Source organism: Flavobacterium sp., from assembly GCF_043756175.1.
Lineage (GTDB): Bacteria > Bacteroidota > Bacteroidia > Flavobacteriales > Flavobacteriaceae > Flavobacterium.
Window position 1 is genome coordinate 1 of record NZ_JAYURN010000004.1, and the last position, 2,490, is coordinate 2,490.

Genomic DNA, 2,490 nt, shown 5'->3' on the forward strand with positions numbered 1-2,490 from the left:
ACCTACAACTACAATAGCAGAAAAACCAAATGCTCTTCCTCCTTTTGTAACTTTCGTAACACGATTTACACTTACCAGACGATCTTTTAATTCAAGACCGCTTGGTTTTACTAACTCTACATTTTTGTATTTATGATACATAATTTCTTAGAATTTTAATCCGGCTGCTCTCGCACCTTCTGCTAATGATTTCACACGACCGTGGTATAAATAACCACCTCTATCGAAAGTAACTGTATCGACACCAGCTTTTAAAGCTGTTTCTGCAATTAGTTTTCCAACTGCTATTGCAACTTCAATTTTAGTACCTGTATTTACACCTTTTTCACGTGATGATGCTGTAGCCAGTGTTACACCGTTTACATCGTCAATAAGTTGAGCATAAATTTCTTTGTTACTTCTGAATACAGATAAACGAGGTCTTGCAGCGGTTCCGCTAACAATCTTTCTAATTCTGTACTGTATTCTCTGTCTTCTATCAGATTTTGTTAATGACATAATCTTAATTTTTAAGCTGATTTACCTGCTTTTCTTCTTAATACTTCACCTACGAATTTAACACCTTTTCCTTTATATGGTTCTGGTTTGCGGAAACCTCTGATTTTCGCAGCCACTTGACCTAAAAGTTGTTTATCGAATGAAGTTAATTTTACAATTGGGTTTTTTCCTTTTTCAGATATTGTCTCTAAAGTAACTTCAGATGCAACTTCTAAAACGATGTTGTGAGAAAATCCTAAAGCTAAATCAAGTTTTTGACCTTGATTAGACGCTCTATAACCTACTCCAACAAGTTCTAACTCTTTTGTAAAACCAGTAGATACACCAGCAACCATGTTATTGATTAAAGCTCTATACAATCCGTGTTGAGCTCTTTCTTGTTTGCTATCAGCAGCTCTCTCAACTAAAACTTGACCATCTTCTAACTTTACAGTTACATTGTTGGTATAGCTTTGTGTAAGTTGCCCTAATTTTCCTTTTACTGTAACGATAGAATCATTGATTTCTACAGTTACTCCAGCAGGAATTGCAATTGGATTTTTACCTATTCTTGACATTTCTAGTAGTCTATTATTAGTATACGTAACAAATTACTTCTCCACCAACATTGAGTTGCTTAGCTTGTTTCCCAGTCATAAGACCTTTTGAAGTTGAAACTATTGCAATTCCTAATCCGTTAAGGATTCTTGGTATTGTAGAAGAACCTGAATACTTACGTAAACCTGGTTTACTAATTCTTTGGATATCTCTAATTACTGACTCTTTAGTAACTTTGTCGTACTTTAGAGCGATTTTGATTGAACCCTGAACAGCGTTGTCTTCAAATTTGTAACTTAAGATATATCCTTGATCGAATAAAATCTTTGTGATTTCTTTCTTCATGTTAGATGCTGGAATCTCAACCACTTTGTGGTTTGCTTTCGCTGCATTTCTAACTCTCGTAAGATAATCTGCAATTGGATCTGTATACATTATGTATCAATTTGCGGTTATGGTTTTCATTTGATACTCATCAAACGAACCTTTAACCAGTTTATACTTGTTTAATTAAAAATTTCAAATTACAGATTACGATTTAATTGAAATCTGTAATTTGAAACTCATAATTGAATTTTACCAAGAAGCTTTTTTAACTCCAGGTATCAATCCGTTGTTTGCCATTTCACGAAATGTAACACGTGAAAGACCGAATTGACGCATATACCCTCTTGGTCTTCCTGTTAATTTGCAACGATTATGCAAACGAACTGGTGAAGCATTCTTCGGTAATTTCTGCAAACCTACGAAATCTCCAGCTTCTTTCAAAGCTTTTCTTTTCTCAGCATATTTAGCTACCGTTTTTTCTCTTTTTACCTCGCGGGCTTTCATTGATTCTTTAGCCATGTCTTAGTTCTTTTTAAATGGTAAACCCAATTCAGTTAATAATGACTTTGCTTCTTTGTCTGTAGCAGCAGATGTTACGAAAGTAATATCCATACCTGAGATTTTATTCACTTTATCAATATCAATTTCTGGGAAAATGATTTGCTCTAAAACACCAAGATTGTAATTTCCTCTTCCGTCGAAACCTGTAGCTTTAATACCACTAAAATCTCTTACACGCGGTAAAGATGAAGTTACTAATCTGTCTAAGAATTCATACATTCTTTCTCCACGAAGTGTTACTTTTGCTCCAATTGGCATTCCTTTTCTCAATTTGAAAGACGCAACGTCTTTTTTCGAGATAGTAGCTACCGCTTTTTGTCCAGTAATTTTCGTTAACTCTTCTACAGCGTAATCGATCAATTTCTTGTCTGATACTGCTGCACCAACTCCTTTACTAATCACGATTTTTTCAAGTTTTGGAACTTGCATTACGTTTTTGTAACCGAATTCTTCCGTAAGAGCAGAGATAACTCTACTCTTATATTCTTCTTTTAGTCTAGGTATATAAGCCATTACTATAGTACTTGATTAGATTTTTTTGAAAATCTTACTTTCTTATCTCCTTCA

Annotated in this window: 5 protein-coding genes and 1 pseudogene; all 6 read right to left on the reverse strand. The window is 34.3% G+C overall.

Annotated elements, in window-relative coordinates:
- A pseudogene (locus tag ACH2BP_RS00185) lies at positions 1-141 on the reverse strand (30S ribosomal protein S5); the annotation flags it as partial.
- A gap of 6 nt (positions 142-147) precedes the next feature.
- Positions 148-498 carry a 50S ribosomal protein L18 gene (rplR, locus tag ACH2BP_RS00190; protein ID WP_395055841.1) on the reverse strand — a complete coding sequence of 117 codons (351 nt, stop codon included), beginning with the start codon at positions 496-498 and terminating at the stop codon, positions 148-150.
- Between the two features lie 11 nt (positions 499-509).
- Positions 510-1,055: a 50S ribosomal protein L6 gene (gene rplF, locus ACH2BP_RS00195; protein ID WP_395055843.1), complete on the reverse strand. Its 546-nt coding sequence runs from the start codon at positions 1,053-1,055 to the stop codon at positions 510-512.
- 16 nt (positions 1,056-1,071) lie between these two features.
- The gene (gene rpsH, locus ACH2BP_RS00200) at positions 1,072-1,470 is read right to left on the reverse strand and encodes a 30S ribosomal protein S8 (protein ID WP_091476822.1); all 399 of its coding nucleotides are present in this window, start codon (positions 1,468-1,470) and stop codon (positions 1,072-1,074) included.
- Positions 1,471-1,611: 141 nt separating this feature from the next.
- Positions 1,612-1,881, reverse strand: coding sequence for a 30S ribosomal protein S14 (gene rpsN, locus ACH2BP_RS00205; protein ID WP_395055845.1), 270 nt, complete (start codon positions 1,879-1,881; stop codon positions 1,612-1,614).
- 3 nt (positions 1,882-1,884) lie between these two features.
- Entirely contained in the window at positions 1,885-2,436 is a 552-nt protein-coding gene (gene rplE / locus ACH2BP_RS00210; RefSeq protein ID WP_091476818.1) for a 50S ribosomal protein L5, read from the reverse strand.
- Positions 2,437-2,490 lie beyond the last annotated feature (54 nt).

Coding starts and splice junctions, on each gene's coding strand:
- rplE (WP_091476818.1), bottom strand. CDS start 2,436: ATGGCTTATATACCTAGACTAAAAGAAGAATATAAGAGTAGAGTTATC.
- rpsN (WP_395055845.1), bottom strand. CDS start 1,881: ATGGCTAAAGAATCAATGAAAGCCCGCGAGGTAAAAAGAGAAAAAACG.
- rplR (WP_395055841.1), bottom strand. CDS start 498: ATGTCATTAACAAAATCTGATAGAAGACAGAGAATACAGTACAGAATT.
- rplF (WP_395055843.1), bottom strand. CDS start 1,055: ATGTCAAGAATAGGTAAAAATCCAATTGCAATTCCTGCTGGAGTAACT.
- rpsH (WP_091476822.1), bottom strand. CDS start 1,470: ATGTATACAGATCCAATTGCAGATTATCTTACGAGAGTTAGAAATGCA.